General features: G+C 35.8%; 12 protein-coding genes, 1 other RNA gene and 1 pseudogene. 11 read left to right on the top strand and 3 right to left on the bottom strand.

Annotation, left to right across the window (positions count from 1 at the left end; genetic code table 11):
* Positions 1-71 precede the first annotated feature (71 nt).
* The 5 genes from GQ589_RS12600 to GQ589_RS10815 all read left to right on the top strand — a co-directional run bounded on the left by GQ589_RS12600 (position 72) and on the right by GQ589_RS10815 (position 8030).
* Positions 72-431, top strand: a complete 360-nt coding sequence (locus GQ589_RS12600) for a helix-turn-helix domain-containing protein (protein WP_160426136.1) — start codon at positions 72-74, stop codon at positions 429-431.
* A gap of 267 nt (positions 432-698) precedes the next feature.
* Positions 699-2984 (top strand): class 1a ribonucleoside-diphosphate reductase subunit alpha, encoded by a 2286-nt coding sequence (gene nrdA / locus GQ589_RS10830; protein WP_160426133.1) that lies wholly within the window; start codon positions 699-701, stop codon positions 2982-2984.
* 131 nt (positions 2985-3115) lie between these two features.
* Positions 3116-4246, top strand: a complete 1131-nt coding sequence (gene nrdB / locus GQ589_RS10825; protein WP_160400464.1) for a class Ia ribonucleoside-diphosphate reductase subunit beta — start codon at positions 3116-3118, stop codon at positions 4244-4246.
* A 180-nt stretch (positions 4247-4426) separates the two neighbouring features.
* Positions 4427-7081, top strand: coding sequence for a bifunctional uridylyltransferase/uridylyl-removing protein GlnD (gene glnD / locus GQ589_RS10820; protein ID WP_160426131.1), 2655 nt, complete (start codon positions 4427-4429; stop codon positions 7079-7081).
* Between the two features lie 25 nt (positions 7082-7106).
* Complete coding sequence (locus GQ589_RS10815) at positions 7107-8030, top strand: AEC family transporter (RefSeq protein ID WP_160426129.1); 924 nt, start codon at positions 7107-7109, stop codon at positions 8028-8030.
* A 100-nt stretch (positions 8031-8130) separates the two neighbouring features.
* Here the strand turns inward: GQ589_RS10815 and GQ589_RS10810 are convergent, their stop codons facing one another.
* Together GQ589_RS10810 and GQ589_RS10805 are read right to left on the bottom strand one after the other, a co-directional pair.
* Positions 8131-8799 carry an HD domain-containing protein gene (locus GQ589_RS10810; RefSeq protein WP_160426127.1) on the bottom strand — a complete coding sequence of 223 codons (669 nt, stop codon included), beginning with the start codon at positions 8797-8799 and terminating at the stop codon, positions 8131-8133.
* 29 nt (positions 8800-8828) lie between these two features.
* Positions 8829-10277 (bottom strand): hypothetical protein, encoded by a 1449-nt coding sequence (locus tag GQ589_RS10805; protein ID WP_160426125.1) that lies wholly within the window; start codon positions 10275-10277, stop codon positions 8829-8831.
* 389 nt (positions 10278-10666) lie between these two features.
* Here GQ589_RS10805 and mprF point away from each other — a divergent pair, with 389 nt between their 5' ends.
* Together mprF and GQ589_RS10795 are read left to right on the top strand one after the other, a co-directional pair.
* On the top strand, positions 10667-13270 hold the full coding sequence (mprF, locus tag GQ589_RS10800; RefSeq protein WP_202115087.1) for a bifunctional lysylphosphatidylglycerol flippase/synthetase MprF: 2604 nt from the start codon (positions 10667-10669) through the stop codon (positions 13268-13270).
* 1 nt (position 13271) lies between these two features.
* Entirely contained in the window at positions 13272-14552 is a 1281-nt protein-coding gene (locus GQ589_RS10795; protein WP_160426123.1) for a virulence factor family protein, read from the top strand.
* Between the two features lie 83 nt (positions 14553-14635).
* On the opposite strand, the gene GQ589_RS10790 is transcribed toward GQ589_RS10795, so the two are convergent.
* Entirely contained in the window at positions 14636-15532 is an 897-nt protein-coding gene (locus tag GQ589_RS10790) for a DMT family transporter (RefSeq protein WP_160426121.1), read from the bottom strand.
* 616 nt (positions 15533-16148) lie between these two features.
* Here GQ589_RS10790 and GQ589_RS10785 point away from each other — a divergent pair.
* The 4 genes and pseudogenes from GQ589_RS10785 to GQ589_RS10770 form a co-directional block, all read left to right on the top strand.
* A complete protein-coding gene (locus GQ589_RS10785) occupies positions 16149-17126 on the top strand; it encodes a D-glycerate dehydrogenase (protein WP_160400261.1) in 978 nt (325 codons plus the stop codon).
* Between the two features lie 64 nt (positions 17127-17190).
* Positions 17191-17555: a transfer-messenger RNA gene (gene ssrA, locus GQ589_RS10780) on the top strand.
* A gap of 96 nt (positions 17556-17651) precedes the next feature.
* Entirely contained in the window at positions 17652-18050 is a 399-nt protein-coding gene (locus GQ589_RS10775; protein WP_160426119.1) for an integrase arm-type DNA-binding domain-containing protein, read from the top strand.
* A pseudogene (locus GQ589_RS10770) lies at positions 18022-18295 on the top strand (hypothetical protein); the annotation flags it as partial. The gene GQ589_RS10775 and the pseudogene GQ589_RS10770, both read left to right, overlap by 29 nt.

Raw genomic sequence — 18295 nt, 5'->3', positions numbered from 1 at the left:
ACGGTGGAGTGAAGAAAGTAGAAAGGTGATTTATACTAGCCCCTTCGCACCACCACAGTTTGGAGATTGCTATGTATTATAATCACCTTTCTAGGAAGGAAAGATACCAGATTTTCGTATTATTACAAGCTGGAAAGAATAAAAAAGAGATAGCGCAGCTACTCAATAGACATCCTTCGACAATAAGTCGAGAGATAAAAAGAAACTCAAAACCTAATCAAACCTATCAAGCACATGAGGCGGTAACACTCGCTAGGAAAAGGCGAAAAGGCAAAGCTTATCGGCATTGCAAGGCGCCGAACATTAAAGAAGGAGACCGCCGATATAAACGGCCAATTAAACAACGCCCAAGAAAACGGCATAAGTTTAAAAGCCCCGTCTCCTTTTATTCTAAGGAGCTAAGACGAATTGCACTTCATAGTGGAATCTAGTTTTTAATCAACACTTTATTTATCAAAAAACTTAACCGCTAAATTATTATCAAATCCCTTACAACAAAGACAACCTCCCTTTTGCGCAAGAATATCGTTAGTGATTTAAACCAATAATGCTTGATTTTAATTAATAAATTTCAATTATTGATTAATAAAAACACCATATATAGTGACGTATTTGATTGATAGGTACTACATATTGTATATTTTGATAAATATCAATTATCATACTCCCCAACGTATTTAAACAATTGGATAGAAAGAATGAATAAATCAATACTAGTAACCAAACGAGATGGCAAAAAGGAACCCATCAATCTTGATAAAATCCACAAAGTTATTACTTGGGCGGCTGAAGGACTAGACAATGTCTCGGTGTCACAAGTTGAATTACGTTCTCATATTCAATTTTATGATGGTATTCGTACTTCCGATATTCATGAAACGATTATTCGTGCAGCCGCAGATCTTATTTCGCAAGAAACACCCGATTACCAATATTTAGCCGCACGTTTAGCTATTTTCCATTTGCGCAAAAAAGCCTATAACCAGTTTACACCACCGCCACTTTATGAACATGTTAAGAAATTAGTAGCAAGCAAACGATACGATAAACATCTGCTTGAAGATTATACTCAAGAAGATTTTGAACAAATGGATAAGATTATTGATCATTGGCGAGATATGTCTTTTTCGTACGCTGCTGTTAAACAGCTTGAAGGTAAATATTTAGTACAAAATCGTGTTACAGGTGAGATATACGAAAGCGCACAGTTTTTATATATTTTAGTTGCCGCTTGTCTTTTTGCCAATTACCCGAAAGAGACTCGATTGAGCTATATCAAACGTTTTTATGATGCGGTTTCTACCTTCAAAATTTCGCTGCCGACACCCATTATGGCAGGAGTTCGTACCCCTACCCGTCAATTTAGTTCTTGCGTGTTAATTGAGTGTGATGATAGCTTAGATTCAATTAATGCAACGGCAAGTGCCATTGTTAAATACGTATCACAGCGTGCAGGAATTGGGGTCAATGCAGGGCGCATTCGAGCGTTAGGAAGTTCAATTCGTGGTGGCGAAGCATTCCATACTGGCTGTATTCCATTTTATAAATATTTCCAAACTGCTGTAAAATCTTGTTCTCAAGGTGGCGTTCGAGGCGGTGCGGCCACGGTATTTTATCCACTTTGGCATTTAGAAGTGGAAAGCCTGCTCGTATTACGCAATAACCGCGGTGTAGAAGAAAACCGAGTTCGTCATTTAGACTACGGCGTACAAATCAATAAACTGATGTATCAACGTTTAATCAAAAACGAAAATATTACTCTATTTAGTCCATCTGATGTACCTGGGCTTTATGATGCGTTTTTTGCCGATCAAGATAAATTTGAAGCGCTTTATCGTCAATATGAGCAAGATGCCAATATTCGTAAACGTGAAGTTAAAGCGATTGAATTATTTGCCTTATTAATGCAAGAGCGTGCTTCAACAGGACGTATTTATATCCAAAATGTTGATCACTGTAATACACATAGCCCATTCAATGCTGAACTTGCGCCAGTGCACCAATCTAATTTATGCATGGAAATCGCATTGCCTACTAAGCCACTTTATAATATTAATGATGAAAATGGTGAAATTGCGCTATGTACATTATCAGCCTTTAATTTAGGTGAAATTGAATCACTAGACGATTTTGAGGAATTGGCTGACTTAACGGTTCGCGCCCTTGATTCCTTACTTGATTATCAAGACTACCCTGTACCTGCAGCTAAAAATTCATCAATTAATCGTCGTACTTTGGGGGTTGGTGTTATCAATTATGCCTATTATTTAGCTAAACATGGTGTGAAATATTCCGACGGTAGTGCCAATAATCTAACACACCGCACCTTTGAAGCAATGCAATATTATTTACTAAAAGCATCAAATAACTTAGCCAAAGAAAAAGGCGCTTGTCCATTATTTAATGAGACAACGTATTCGCAAGGCATTTTACCAATTGATACATATAAAAAAGATTTAGATACCATTACTAAAGAGCCATTGCATTATGACTGGGAGTCACTCCGTGAATCCATTAAAACTCATGGTTTACGCAATTCAACACTATCAGCTTTAATGCCATCAGAAACATCATCACAAATTTCAAATGCAACTAATGGCATTGAACCACCACGAGGTTTTGTGAGTGTCAAGGCATCTAAAGACGGCATTTTAAGACAAGTCGTTCCTGATTATAATCATCTTAAAAACTTTTATGAATTGCTTTGGCAAATTCCAAATAACACAGGTTATTTACACTTAGTTGGCATTATGCAAAAGTTTATTGACCAATCTATTTCGGCCAATACCAATTACGATCCAACCAAATTTCCGAATGATAAAGTGCCAATGAAACAACTATTAGCTGATTTACTAACAGCTTATAAATTTGGGGTAAAAACACTCTATTATCATAATACCCGTGATGGTGCCGAAGATCTTCAAGGTGATATTGCACTTGCTGATAGTGAGGGTGGCTGTGAAGGTGGAGCGTGTAAAATCTAATAGCAATTTTAGATAACACGCTAATTTTACAATAACATAATGAGGGAGTGAATGACTCCCTCTCAGATCCTTTCTTTTTACTACTTTAGGGTAACGAAAAGCAAACAAATCTGTTAGGAGTTTTTATGAGTATGAATTATAGCACTTTTTCGCAAGTCCATAATGACCAATTAAAAGAACCGATGTTCCTCGGTCAATCGGTCAATGTTGCGCGTTATGATCAACAAAAATACGAAATGTTTGAAAAATTAATTGAAAAACAACTGTCCTTTTTTTGGCGCCCTGAAGAAGTAGATATATCACAAGATCGCATCGATTATGCCGCTTTACCAGAACATGAAAAACATATTTTTATCAGTAATTTAAAATATCAAACGTTACTCGATTCAATCCAAGGCCGTAGCCCTAATGTGGCACTACTTCCACTTATTTCAATTCCTGAACTTGAAACATGGGTAGAAACGTGGTCATTTTCAGAAACGATTCATTCTCGCTCTTATACACATATTATTCGTAATATTGTTAACGATCCTTCTGTGGTTTTCGATGATATCGTCACCAATAAAGAGATCCAAAAAAGAGCTGGTGATATTGCAGGTTATTATGATGATTTAATTAGCTACGCAAGCTATTATAATTTATTTGGCGAGGGCAAACATAACATTAATAATCGCACTGTTTCGATTAATTTACGTGAGCTTAAAAAGAAACTTTACCTTTGCTTAATGAGTGTTAATGCGCTTGAAGCGATTCGTTTTTATGTCAGTTTTGCTTGCTCATTTGCATTTGCCGAACGTGAACTCATGGAAGGTAACGCAAAAATTATCAAGCTTATTGCCCGCGACGAAGCCCTCCATTTAACTGGCACACAATTTATGATTAACACACTACGCAGTGGTGAAGACGATCCCGAAATGGCTGCTATCGCCAAAGAGTGTGAACAAGAGTGTTATGACCTCTTTTTGCAAGCAGCAAATCAAGAAAAAGAGTGGGCAGAATACCTGTTTGAAGGTGGTTCAATGATTGGTTTAAATAAAGATATTTTATGCCAATATGTCGAATACATTACCAATATCCGCATGCAAGCAGTTGGGCTAAAATTACCATTTGAAGCAAAATCTAATCCAATTCCATGGATCAACAATTGGCTGGTATCTGACAACGTACAAGTTGCGCCACAAGAAGCCGAAATGAGCTCTTACTTAGTTGGGCAAATTGATGCTGAAATGAATGAGGATGATTTAAGCGATTTTACCTTATAAGATTTATACTAAATCCTAATCATTACCTTAAACCTATTTACCTAAGGAACAGATCAACTGTTCCTTTTTTATGTTAATGTTCAGTAACAAATCATCATCTTATTCTAACGCTAACTTGACACTCATTGAAAATCGGGTAACGATATGGCTATTGAATTGTCTTAATTTGATAATATGTCCATGACAAGAACGCATTTATGTTACCCTGTATCACCGCTTCATTTTAGTGATGAACAAATAAATATTCCTTATCTAAAACAGCAGCTTGAAGCATTCCAACAATGGTCTATGGTGCAATTTGAGCAACAGGTTGATATTGATACACTCGTGCATTTACGTAGTGAATTTATTGATCATTTGCTTGAACGTTTATGGGGCTTTTACCAAATTCCTAAACATGTTTCCTCTTTTTTTAAACGTAATCGTATTGCGTTGGTAGCGGTTGGCGGTTATGGTCGGGCTGAATTGCATCCATTATCAGATATTGATATTTTGATTCTCAGCGATTACCCTTTAACCAAGGAAATTGAAAAACAGATTGGTGATTTAGTCCGTTTATTATGGGACCTACATTTAGATATAGGGCATAGTGTTAGAACATTAAGGATCTGCCTACAAGAAGCAAAAAACGATATATCAATTATGACCAATTTGATTGAGTCAAGGCTTATTTCTGGCAATCAATTACTACTAGATGAGTTACACAAACAGATTTTTAGCGATAAGATCTGGCCATCTCGAGAATTTTATAAAGCCAAAGTACAAGAACAACAAGATCGTCACAAACAATATCATAGCACCTCTTATAATTTAGAACCCGATTTGAAAAATAGCCCTGGTGGTTTGCGAGATATGCAAATCATTCAGTGGATAGCGATCCGCCATTTTGGCGGTGAGTTTTTGCAAAAAATAGCAGACTTCAACTATTTAACGCCTGAAGATATTGAGGACTTTAAAACGTGTCGTAAATTTTTATGGCGCATACGTTTTGCGCTTCATTGTGTGATAACACGTTATGATAATCGTCTACTATTTGATCGTCAGTTAAGCATTGCCAAAATGTTAGGCTATAAAGGCGAAGGGAATGCGCCTGTTGAAAAGATGATGCACGATTATTATCGCGTTGCACACAATATTACCGAACTAAATCAAATGCTATTACAGCTGTTTTATGAATCTATTCTTGAGCATAATTCGAAAAATAAACCTTATGATATTGATGAGCATTTTCAAATTCGCGACAAGCTCATTGATGTAAAAGATGATGAGATCTTTAAAAAAGATCCTGTTATGATTATGCATCTTTTTTATACAATGTTGCTTAATCCTCAAGTTATCGGTCTTTATTCAAATACCATTAGGCAATTGCGTTCAGCAAGACGTTTACTCACTAATTTACTTTGTGAAAATGCCAAAGCAAGATCGCTGTTTATGTTGATCATCAAACACCCTGATGCAATTGAAAAAGCCATTTTACCAATGCATAAATATGGCATACTTTCGGTTTATATTCCGGGTTGGAAACAGATATCTGGTATGATGCAATTTGACCTATTTCATGCATATACTGTTGATGAACATACCATCCGTTTACTACTTGAACTCGATAGTTTAAAAACCGAAAACGGCAAACAAAAACACCCCAATAGCGCAAATGTCTTTGCTAAATTGTCTAAACCTGAATTATTAGTCATTACTGGGTTATTTCATGATATTGGTAAAGGTAGGCATGGTGATCATTCCGAAATTGGCGCGCATCTAGTTGAAGAATTTTGTCAATTACATGAACTAGAAACCAAAGATACCGACTTAATTATTTGGTTAGTGCGTTATCATCTATTAATGTCGGTAACGGCACAAAGCCGCGATTTACAAGATCCTGCGGTTATCAATGAGTTTATTCAAATTGTCAAAAGCAAACGCCGTTTGCAGTATTTGCTTTGTCTAACCGTCGCCGATGTCTGTGCAACGAACGAAACGCTTTGGAATAGTTGGAAACAAAGTTTAATGCGCGAACTCTATTTTAGTGCTAAAAGCTCTTTTGATTCAGGTATTCGCCAAATTCCTGAACAGCGAAGCATCGCACGACAAAATAAACAAGAAGCATTAGCAATTTTAGTTAAGCAAAATTATGATGAACAAACGATTAAAGCTTTTTGGCAAAGCTATCGTGTTGATTATTTTCTTCGTTATACAAAAGAACAAATTGTATGGCATGCACAACTTTTATTACAACATGATTTAACTAAAACACAGGTTGCGATAAACCCAAACCCGTATCATGGTGGTAGTGAGATTTTTATTTATTCTCCAGATAGACCTTACTTATTTGCAACTGTCTGTAATATATTAAGTATGCATAATTTAACGATTCACGATGCACTTATCATTACAAATAAAAAAGGGTTTGCGCTTGATACTTTTATTGTATTAGATCCTAACGGACAAACACTGCAAGAAGATCGAAATCAAGGCCTAATAAGTGCACTTAATAAAGCATTACAACAACCAGTTTATAAAGCTGTAACTATTAAACCACCTAAACAACGGCTGCGATCGTTTTTAGTACCAACTCAAGTTAACTTTCTGTCTGCTTTCAATGACAGCCAAACTTATATGGAACTTATTGCACTTGATAGACCGGGATTGCTTGCTTGTGTGGGCGAAATATTCGCTAACTTAGACTTATCATTACGCAGTGCAAAAATTGCAACTATTGGCGAACATATTGAAGATCTGTTTATTTTAACCAACAAACACAACCAAGCGCTTGATGATAATACTTGTCAAAAACTTCGTGAATCAATCATTATTGCTCTTGATTCAATGAATTAATAAAATTAACCAAAAGATATAACTTATGCAATTTTTTATTATTTTATTTCCAATTTTTTGTATTTTTATTGTAGGATTTATTGCTCAAAAGGCCTTAAAGCTTGATGTTGCTAACTTATCAACAATGTCACTTTATGTCCTGTCACCTTTTTTAGCATTTAAAATATTTTATACCCACACCTTAACTACCGATTATCTATTTTATATTGCTTATATCTTTGGTTTGTGCTTTTCGTTAGTTATGATCGTTTCAATTTGGTCGCTGATAATGAAATATTCTGATAAAGAGCGATGTGCCATGATTTTAAGCTCGTGTTTTATGAATAATGGAAATTATGGCACACCAGTACTTTTAGTCTTTTTTGGTGCCGTCGGGTTTGATTTAGGTGTCATTATGATGGTATTGCAGCAGTTTGTTATGAGCACTGTTGGTATTTACTACGCAGCAAAAGGAAGTGCTCGTGAAGATATCAGTAGTCAAAAAGATGTCATCAATAAAGTGATACGTATGCCCGTTGCTTATGGGGCTTTATTAGGAATAATATTTCAGCTATGTCATATTCCTTTATCTAAATCGATTATGACTTCAATTGGAATGGTTGGGGATGCTTCGATTGTGGTGATCATGATTATTTTAGGTATGCAACTAGCCAAAATAAGGATCAAACAACTCGATTATCCTAAACTTTCGTTTGCCTTAATAAATCGTATGGCGATTTCACCTATTGTGGCGCTTTGTATGGTCTATTTTATGCCAATAGAACCTGTTTATAAACAAGTACTGATTGTGTTAGCTGCTATGCCAAGTGCAGCCAATACGACACTAATGTCAGTACAGTTTGATACAAAACCCGAACTGGTATCAAGTGCTACCTTTTTTAGTACGCTATTAAGCTTAATGACATTACCCATTGTGTTGTGGCTTGTTGGTGCACCAGTACCTTTTTAACCGTGAAAAGGTATAACTATCTTAAGACCGATTAAAGTTGGTTTCTAAGTTAGTCAATGCCTACTTACTTAATATAAGTATCAAAAAATTAAATTAATAATCAACTTTCACCCACCCACTCTTTTTCAAACTGGGCGATAAATTGAACTAAAAAGTGATGTCGCTGTTCAGCCATTTTTTTAGCAGTTTGTGTATTCATTATATCTTTAAGCAAAAAAAGTTTTTCGTAAAAGTGATTAATAACAGTATTAGGTTGCTTATAGCTCTGTTCATTCATTAACGTTCTTGGTGGAATTGAAGGATCGTGCATCATATTATGTTTATTTCCACCATAATAGAAAGTTCGCCCAATACCAATTGCCCCTAAGGCATCTAAACGGTCGGCATCCTGTACAATTTGCCCTTCAAGCGATAACGTTTTTTTATTTGAAAGATTTTTTCGATATGACATGTTTTCGATAATAGCAAAAACTAGCTCAATTTCGTTATCAGTCAAAGCCAGCGATATTAGATACTGACGTAGTTCTGTAATAGCTTGGTTAACATCGTCAACCACTTTGTCGTCAATGACATCGTGTAAATAAGCACTCACAATCACAATAAAGCGGTTAGCTTTAGGTTCATGCTGTAAAATCTGCTCAGCCAATCTTACTACTCGCTCAATATGAGCTATATCATGGCCTGTAAAGTCATTGGCAAGTTTCTGCTTAACAAAACCTCGTATAGATTGAATCACATTTTGTTGTGTCTGAGTAAGTGGATTATTCATATTATCGTTCTTAACTTGATTTTGCTGATTTAATTTACACAAACAGTTTTCCCGTATTGCCAAATGCCAACACTTCCCGTATTAGAATATACCGAAAGAGCATAAAGTCTTTCGGCTTGATATGTATTTTGCGTCCAATAAACCTGATGGGATTCGAAATTGCTATCAGGATAGCCGCGAGGAGCATCCGCATCAATCGTTTCGCCCCATTCAGCAAATAATCCGCCACCAATGCGACGTTGATAATTATTACCTTGACCCGCTAAACCTTGATTCCAATATTGTGAATTAGCATTCGTTAGTTGGTTAATGGTAGGTAATTGATACCCTAAATTATGACAGTATTGTTCCGCATCAGCATAACTTCCCCCATTAGCCTTTATTGCTATAAACCATTTTTGAATAGTAAAACTATACACTTTATTGGTTTTCGCTCTATCTGAATATAATATAAACGTGGTTGGCACCGCTGTTGCGGCCTCGGCTGCACTAGCACCCTCTTTTGGCCCAACTAATTTAATCTTGGCTATACTGCCATTACCCGTTATATTGAGATCAATACCTGATGTCGACGGTATCTTATCATAAGTCATCTCGCTACCTAAGGTATCTATCATATCCATAGTAAAAAATAGCGCATATGCCCCCATCGTTGGAAAATTCGAAGCAGGGTTATTCAAATCTTGGCGTCTAAAGCCTTTGGCATCATCCCACTCGTTCGGTGGTCCAGAATAATTCGTCCCACCCCAAGTATTTCGACTATTACTTTGATACAAATTAGGCTTTACCGAATAAGTACAAGCGCCTTTTGGAGGATTAAGATAATAGGTGGCACTATTAAACGATATTGAAGTTGAATTAGGAATACCATAAGCGGTCGATAAGATGCTGTTATCATTCTGCACAGTAATGCGATACGGTGCATTGCAATCCAAAAAAGTATCATTTAGATGCATTTCGTTGTTATTCGCATCTCGACCAATAATGGTTAAATTACCCGTTGCAGTGATATCACCATCACCGTCTTTATCTGCCCAAAAACCATTATTATTGAGCAAATCAGTCATTGAAATTGCTTGTTGCCCTGGTGGAATAAGTGTTTTAATATCACCAAGCTTTATCCCATCACTCGGCAGTGGTATCGGATTGGACGGCGATGACGGGTTATTTTCCTTCGTAAACACACTACCATCGGGCAGTTCAATATCTAAAAATTTGTCTGTATTTCTAGATCGAGTTACTCCACCATCAAACGTCAAATAAGGAGCTGAACCCTGTATTGTTTTTGTCGTTGTGGCAGACATTACTACAGACAAATCTGCAAATAACGGATAGCTACATGCCATTAAACAACATAACGGTAACATTGATTTAATAAATGTTTGACGACTTTTTAGTGGATTATCTAGCTGGATTTTATCTTTTTTGATTAACGTTATTTCCATTTTATTGCAAACTCGACATTTTCCTATTCTCATTACGCAATTTGTCCTTTTAAAAAAGAGGCGTTACTTGATTTTAACGTGATAAAGAGCAACCAAATATAAAAACAATAAATCTTGCCTATACCATTTTAGCATAAAAAAACCTTGTTAGATCAATTTTTATTCAATCTATTAATAAAAATAAATAACAACCATTACCCAATAATTAAATGAATAACAAGATATTATAAGGTGAATATTCCACATTTTATGACTGCTTAATCTTGCATGTACAAAACAAACATATTGTTCTAATCCTCAACAATCAAGATTAATACTTTTTTTATGTATTTTTTATTTTCTTGCGGATTGTTTTCAATACATTGGGGGGGTAGAATGCGCAGAAATAAAGCATCATTAAAGCAAATTTTGGAGTTTACTTAGTGAAAACATTAGTACGCAAAGTTTTGCCATGGCAGTTCATTGAACTCTTCACTCAATACCGCCAACGTTTAGCTTTATTACTTGGGCTATCTATTTTTTTTATTGCATTAATTATTTGTTGGCATTTATTAAAAGAAATTAATTTGAACGATTTAAAAAAATCGTTTCATCATCTTTCGACTAACGCAATTTTATTTTCTTGTTTATCTGCGATAGGTAGCTATCTGATGCTAATCTGTTACGAATGGTCTGCAGCTCGTTATGCAGGTGTTAAATTAAAACCCACAACGATTATTAGTGGTGGAATTTGTGCTTCGGCCATTGGTAATGCAATCGGACTATCAGCATTATCTGGCGGTGCAGTGCGGTGCAGGCTTTATTTTAAACAAGGTTTAACTACCATTGATGTGGCTAGGATGTCATTTTTTGTGACATTATCATTAGGATTTTCATTACCATTATTTGCAGCAATCGCCGCTCTTATTCACACTCATCAAACCATGTTAGCTCTCCATATGACCAAAAATAGCATATGGTTAACAGCCGGCACTGTATTTAGCATCTATGCCTTATTACTCGTTTTTTTATATTGCCATCAATTGCCAGAAAAACCAAATAAAGACACCCAATTATTTAAATTATTTCGTTGGACAATCCGTTTACCTAACATACGCTTAGCGAGCTGTCAGCTTGTTATCACGCTATTTGATGCCATTTTCGCCGGTGCTATCCTTTATTTTTTATTGCCAGTGCAACCCAATTTTTTCACTTTTATTATGATTTATATCCTCGCATTAGTTGCGGGCGTATTAAGCCATGTACCTGGCGGTGTGGGGGTATTTGAAGCCATTATGCTAGCGGCATTATCTTCAGAAATTGGTACTGCATCATTAACCGTTGCACTGGTTATTTATCGTATTATTTATATATTAATCCCCCTCATTCCTGCCACTATTTTATTGCTTGCAAACGAGGGAAAAAACTTTTTATCTGCGCCACAAGCTAAACAAACAGAAACAGGCATTGCAGCTAGTGTCATGGCTGTGACAGTATTTTTTGCTGGTGTTGTAATGATGTTTTCAAGTGTCTTACCTGGTTTTAACCGAAAATTAGTTGCCTCGCTCATTCCCGAAAAAGTAATCAATATTGCACATCTAAGTACCAGCTTAATTGGTATTTTATTTTTATTACTTGCAATGGGACTTCGCCGACGATTATTCTCAGCGTGGGGCGTATCAGTCATATTATTACTGATTGGCAGTATGCTTTCATTACTACGAGGATTACACTGGATAGAAGCCGGTGTACTATTATTTGTTGCCATTTTATTAATCCATTTTAAGCACGCCTTTTATCGAAAAAGTCGCTTAATTGTCATTCCATTTTCGTTTAATTTCTTTGCTATTTGTTTTTGCATGATAGCCCTTTTTGTTTGGGTAATATTATTCATCTATCAAGATGTACCTTATAGCCACTCATTATGGTGGCAATTTGAGTTAGATAGCAAAGTTCCTCGTGCATTGCGAGCAGCGTTAGGGAGCTTTATTTTATTAAGTTGTGTAATGTTATTTTGGATTTTTCGTCCTGCATTGCCCATTTTACTCACACCAACTAATGAACAACTTAGCAAGGCTCGAAAAATTATTTTAGGCTCAAAACAGCCTGAAGGTGGGCTTGCCATGAGTGGGGATAAATCATTACTTTTCAATGCTAACGAAACCGCATTTATTATGTACGCAAGACGTGGACGAAGCATGGTCGCCCTTTATGATCCAATAGGGGATAACGCCGAAAAAGCCGATTTGATTTGGTCGTTTCGTGATTTATGTGACGAACATCACCTGCGCCCAGTGTTTTATCAAGTCAAAGCAGCCAATCTGCCTTTCTATATGGATATTGGTTTGCGCACAGTTAAACTTGGCGAAGAGGCATTAGTTAACTTAAAAATATTTGATTTAACATCAAAAAATTATAAAGATCTTCGCTATACATGGAATCGTGGTCAACGCGATGGTCTTTCTTTAAAATTCTACCCACCAGGAACCGCACCACTTGATGAGCTAAAAGCGGTATCTGATGCTTGGCTTAAAAATAAAAATTCAAAAGAAAAAAGATTTTCGTTAGGTGCTTTTTCTAAACAGTATTTAGATAATTTTACAATCGCAGCTATTGAATATGAAGGACGAATTATTGCTTTTGTTAATCTGTTAGAAACAGATCAAAACTATTCAGCCAGTATCGACTTAATGCGCGTTGTGCAAGATATCCCCAAATTAACAATGGAATTTTTAATGGTCGGTTTGATTTTACACTATCAAGAAAAAGGCTTTAAATACTTTAGTTTAGGGATGGTACCACTTGCAGGTATGCAACGTCGTCGTGGCGCACCGATGATTCAAAGACTTGGAGCATTAGTGTTTCGTCGCGGTGGGCGTTTTTATAATTTCCAAGGATTACGCCGTTTTAAAGAGAAGTTTGCAACACATTGGGAACCCCGTTATATGGCCGTTCCTGCAGGACTTGATCCTTTAGTTGCGATCATTGACACAACCATGCTTATTTCAGGTGGAATAACTGGGCTTAAGAAAAGTAAGAAACCATAATATGAAAAAACTGTTACGCTATATTTTATTGCTAATAATCCTAATACTCATAACATTACTCGCCTTTCTTGGGGGGCATTGGATAAAAAATCAAAGCAGTGCATCAGTAAAAACGATAACAATTAGCAATGATTTTTCGATCATATCAGCAACGCCTAAACAAACAGCCGAAGCCGCAGCGATTATTATTGCGACCAATGAAAATCATTTTACAGAACAAAAACTGTTAGAATTATCTAAAAAAATGGGAGCAAAGCTGGTTCAATTTGAACTAAAACCACAAGCAAGTTGTGCCGAACAACAAAACCGATTTAACCAAGCGGTAAAAATATTAGACGAGTCTGATTTTGCTGTTGCTGGAATGCGTGAGGGTGCTACTTTTGCTTATCGATGGTTGGCCGAACAACAAAGTGACGATGCAAAAGCATTATCAATAGAATTTACTTTAGACCATAAAGACTGCAATGCTCCACTACCAACCCAAGCAAACCATGGAACATGGCAAGTAATTTGGAACAACCCACCAGAAGAAGAGGTGGCAGTCTTTCCGCGGGAACAAAAAAAAATCGCTGTCACTACATCAATTGGCGAATATCAAGCATCACCAGTTGAATTATTAAGCCTGCATCTTGCATCAGTTCTATTTGGAAAACATGAGCAGCTGCCTGTTATTGAATTACCAGCAACCATCAAAGAAGTTCATCCAAATACTGTGACGCTTTATTATTCGGGAGATGGTGGTTGGCGTGATTTAGATAAAGTATCGGCCGAATACATGGCTTCGCACGGTTATTCTGTTGTGGGTGTTGATGCATTAAAATTATTTTGGCAACACCGTTCGGTTGAGCGTAGTGCCAAAGATCTGGCTTACTTAATGCAACAATATCGTGAAAAATGGGGAACAACCCATTTTGTACTTACAGGATATTCATTTGGAGGTGACATTTTACCGTCACTTTATAACCGTTTACCAATGGCAGATCAAAATAGCATCCAAGCCATTGTTATGATCGCCTTTTCAAAAGATGCTAATTTTGAAATCGAAATCAGTGGTTGGCTTGGTCAATCAGGTAATGAAATGAAAACGGGTCCAGAAATCAGCAAAATCCCAGCAGGTAAACTATTTTGCATTTATGGTGAAGAAGAAAAAGACGAAACAGGATGTTTACAGCCTGAAATGAAAGGTGAAGCATTCAAATTACCCGGTGGACACCATTTTGATGAAAATTACCAACACCTTGGGCAAATTATTATGGATGCAATCGACAAAAGGACGCAATAACTTAATTAACCATCTCAAATATAAAAACTGTTTTCAATCCCCAAGGCACTCATGTGCCTTGGGGATTTTTATAAGTATTAAAATTAATGTCTTTTTATGCGAATTTTACCTTCTGACAATAATACACCACAAAGCGTAAATAATGTGCCCATAGCAGCAATCCAAGTAAAAGGTTCATTCAAAATAACTACAGCTGCAATAATGGTAAGAATAGGCACTAAATATAAATAAATACTAATTTTAACTGCACCTACTAATTTAACAGCATAATTCCAAGAAGCAAAACAAATTGCCGAAGCGCCAATACCCAAAAATAATATATTGAGCAAGTTAACAGGAGAAGTAAAACGAGATAAATTCCATTCAAAATCCAGAAAAGACAACACGGGAAACATCAACATCAAACCATAAAAAAAGAATCGTCTTGTTAACAAAATCGTATTGTAACCATAATTACTACTTTTTTTTGTTAAAATCGAATAGCACGCCCAAAATAGACAAGCTAACATAGTGAGCAAATCGCCAAGCGGATTGAGCGAAAGTACAAACTGCCCATTAAAACTAATTAAGCCAACACCAACAACGGCAAATAAACAACCAATATAAAAACGCTTAGGCGGTGTTTCGACCTTTAAAAAAAATATCGATAATATTGCAGTAAATATTGGCGCTAAAGTGGTAATGATTCCAGCATTAGATGCCGTTGTATAGGTTAATGCAATATTCTCACACAAAAAGTAACAAGTGACACCACAAAGCCCTGCGCACAAAAACATAAACTCTTGCTTAACACCCTGCCAAGCAAAAAACCGTGGTGATAAAACCCAAAGAACAACATAACCCAAACTAAATCGGAAAAATAAAATTTCAATTGGCTTAAAATCAATTAATAAAATTTTAGTCGCAATAAAGGTTGTTCCCCAAATAAACACTGTCATCAGTGCAATAAGGTGCCCTTGTGTTCTTTTTGAAAATAACATGAAAGCTCCCTAAGCTCACATAAATAAAATCATCACCAAAGCACCCAGTGTTGCTTGGTATTTATTTTTAGAATTAGCCACTCAACATAAAAAGAAAATATTATGGAAGGAATTGATAACAAAAAATAACGCTAATAATTAAAATAGATATTATATTCCTGTTTAACTAAGTGCAAATTATTTTAACTAAACACAAGGCAAAAAAAATCCACTCGAATATTCGAGTGGAGGGCAAAAAATGAAAAACATAATCTGTTAATATAGACAAGCTAAACGACAAAAAGTTCAATTTAATTTCACTTATTTTTTAATTTTTAACAAAAATTAAATTAACATTATGATTTTTAACAAATAATTTTTTCATTTTTTTTCAAATTTAAAAAAATTATCAATATAATAAACTTTATCTATTAATTTTAATCAAAATACTAAATACCATTACCCAATCGATACCACTAATCAAATTATTACAAACTTTATTTTTGTCTTATAAACATACTTTCTTAAAACTTATTAGCAAACATAACGTTTACTAATTTTGATTGAATTGCAATTCTAAAAATAATAGAGATATACTGTCATAAAATGATGTAATTAAAATTGTGTAGGAGAGTATATGAAAAAGAACGTCATTTTATTCAGTAATATTCCTGCTGACCAACAAGCAAGATTAGAACAAGCTTTCAATTTAACCGTATTGAACAACAACACAGACTTTAATTCAACAACTTATACTAATGCATTAGCTAAAGCTGACGGCATAATTGGCAACCTTCCTACTCGTGTTGATGATAACTTTTTAGCAAAAACGCCAAATCTAAAAGCAGCTGCCACTATTTCTGTTGGTTTTGATAACTACGACCTTCATGCCTTAAAAAAACGTGGCATCCGATTAATGAATACACCAAAAGTGTTAACTGAAAGCACTGCTGATCTGATATTTACACTACTTATGGCAACGGCCCGCCGAACCGTTGAATTATCTAATCTAATTCATAATGGCAAATGGGAAAAAGGGATCACTCCTGAATATTATGGAACTGATATTTATGGTAAAACCATAGGTATTTTAGGAATGGGACGAATCGGTCAAGCCATTGCCAAACGGGCTTATCGTGGTTTTGATATGAATATTGTCTATTATAACCGTTCCGCCCATACCGAAATTGAACAAGCCTATAATGCTAAACGTCTTGCACTTGACAACGTATTAAAACAAGCCGATTTTGTTGTTATCATCCTACCTTTAACTGAAGAAACAACAAAACTAATCACAAAAGAAAAACTTGCCTTAATGAAACCATCAGCAATACTCATTAACGGCGCACGCGGTAAAATTATTGATCAGCAAGCGCTATTTGAAGCACTAAAAAATAAAACTATCAAAGCAGCAGGCTTAGACGTATTTGAAATAGAACCACTTCCGACTAACTCACCATTATTACAGCTTGATAACGTATTATTATCACCTCATGTAGGATCAGCAACAGTAGAAACGCGTTACGCAATGGCAAAATGTGCTGTTGACAATATCATTACAGCATTAAAAGACGAAAAACCAACCGAAAACTGGGTCAATCCCGAAGTCGGCTAACTTGTATTCATCCTTGAATTCACCTATAATGCCCTGATATTGTACTTAGTTACAATTCACAATTGGGGCTGATTCTGGATTCGACGGGATTTGCGAAACCCAAGGTGCATGCCGAGGTGCGGTAGGCCTCGTAAATAAACCGCAAAAAAATAGTCGCAAACGACGAAAACTACGCACTAGCAGCTTAATAACCTGTATAGAGCCTTCTCTCCCTAGCCTCCGCTCGTAGGACGGGGATCAAGAGGAGTCAAACCCAAACGAGATCGTGTGGAAGCCTTGCTTGGGGCGGAAGCATTAAATTTAATCAAGCTAGTTTATCAGTGGCGTGTTTGTTCGCAGCGGGTAGATGAAACTCAAAAACAAACTACGCATGTAGTACCAAGGATGTAGAGATTTCGGACGCGGGTTCAACTCCCGCCAGCTCCACCACTATACTGTTCATTGAAATTCACCAACCATCATTAATTCACTATAATCCAAAATGTTTTATAGTGTTTTTATGTCAATAACTATTATGTTAATTCAGTGACAATCAATGGTTTTAGTTATATAATTAGTTATACGCTAAAAACACAACATCAACGTATAACTACACCACTCACAGATACTAAAATCAGAACAGCCAAGCCGTTAGAAAAAGATTACACTTTATCTGATGGAAGTGGTTTGTATTTACTCGTTAAGTCAATAGGTACAAAGATTTGGCGCTTTAATTATTACCATCCCACATCTAAAGTAAGAACTCTTGTGAGTTTTGGATCATACCCTGAGATTAGTTTAGCAGATGCTAGGCTAAAAAGAGATGAAGCAAGACAACTTCTTGCAAAAGGAATAGATCCTCAACAATATAAAAAAGATCAACTAAAACTACTTAGAGATGAACAGAATAATACTTTTGAAAAAGTTGCTACTGATTTGGTTTAAATTAAAATCTTCATCTAATTTAAAAGCTGATACATTAAAAGATATTTGGCGTTCTTTAGAATTACATGTACTACCTTATATAGGTAGTATTGCTATCACTGAAATTAAAGCAAGAGACTTTATAAATGCTCTTGAACCAATTAAACTGCTCCTCGCCAAAAAAGTGGACAAAAGTCGCCTCTATGATATAAACAAAAATCATAGGAGACAAATATCATGGTCAAAAAATTTAGTATCGAATTCAA

The sequence above is a fragment of the Gilliamella sp. Pas-s27 genome (assembly GCF_009795865.1).
In the GTDB taxonomy this organism is placed as follows: Bacteria; Pseudomonadota; Gammaproteobacteria; order Enterobacterales; family Orbaceae; genus Gilliamella.
This window is presented reverse-complemented; position numbering and strand designations above follow the sequence as displayed.

Bases quoted from the DNA above. Each gene is read 5' to 3' on its own strand.
- GQ589_RS10785 (WP_160400261.1), top strand. From the start codon at position 16,149: ATGAAAAAGAACGTCATTTTATTCAGTAATATTCCTGCTGACCAACAA.
- glnD (WP_160426131.1), top strand. From the start codon at position 4,427: ATGACAAGAACGCATTTATGTTACCCTGTATCACCGCTTCATTTTAGT.
- GQ589_RS10810 (WP_160426127.1), bottom strand. From the start codon at position 8,799: ATGAATAATCCACTTACTCAGACACAACAAAATGTGATTCAATCTATA.
- GQ589_RS10790 (WP_160426121.1), bottom strand. From the start codon at position 15,532: ATGTTATTTTCAAAAAGAACACAAGGGCACCTTATTGCACTGATGACA.
- nrdA (WP_160426133.1), top strand. From the start codon at position 699: ATGAATAAATCAATACTAGTAACCAAACGAGATGGCAAAAAGGAACCC.
- GQ589_RS10805 (WP_160426125.1), bottom strand. From the start codon at position 10,277: ATGAGAATAGGAAAATGTCGAGTTTGCAATAAAATGGAAATAACGTTA.
- GQ589_RS10795 (WP_160426123.1), top strand. From the start codon at position 13,272: ATGAAAAAACTGTTACGCTATATTTTATTGCTAATAATCCTAATACTC.
- GQ589_RS10815 (WP_160426129.1), top strand. From the start codon at position 7,107: ATGCAATTTTTTATTATTTTATTTCCAATTTTTTGTATTTTTATTGTA.
- GQ589_RS12600 (WP_160426136.1), top strand. From the start codon at position 72: ATGTATTATAATCACCTTTCTAGGAAGGAAAGATACCAGATTTTCGTA.
- nrdB (WP_160400464.1), top strand. From the start codon at position 3,116: ATGAATTATAGCACTTTTTCGCAAGTCCATAATGACCAATTAAAAGAA.